General features: G+C 61.0%; 1 protein-coding gene. It reads right to left on the bottom strand.

Features of this window, described 5'->3' with window-relative positions:
- Positions 1-308 (bottom strand): carboxyl transferase domain-containing protein (locus tag EN818_RS31470; protein ID WP_281039971.1); only part of this gene is annotated, 308 nt, incomplete at its 3' end.
- Positions 309-326 lie beyond the last annotated feature (18 nt).

Below are 326 nucleotides of genomic sequence, written 5' to 3'. Positions count from 1 at the left end.
ACCGGTGGTCCGCCGGCGAACAGGCAGCCGTTGTCCTTGGTCATTACGGAAAAATGCGACAGGTGCGCTCGGGCAGCAGAACTCCCTGCCGTCGGGCCAAGGACGGCGGTCAGAACCGGCACCCGTTCCATGATGTCGAACATTGGAAAAGTTGGCTTGGCCGCCTGCAGCTCCGGATAGCCTATGGCTTCCTGCAGGATGACGGAGCCGCCCACGCCATTGATGAGCAAAATCAGCGGGATACGATAGCCGAACGCGAATTCTTCAATGAAACCGGTCCAGCCACCTTTGTAGCGCGGCAGGTGCACGCCAACGCCGCCTCCCTC

The sequence above is a fragment of the Mesorhizobium sp. M3A.F.Ca.ET.175.01.1.1 genome, assembly GCF_004791945.1.
In the GTDB taxonomy this organism is placed as follows: domain Bacteria; phylum Pseudomonadota; class Alphaproteobacteria; order Rhizobiales; family Rhizobiaceae; genus Mesorhizobium.
The sequence above is the reverse complement of the archived record's forward strand: the minus strand, read 5'-3'. Positions and strand labels throughout refer to the sequence as shown.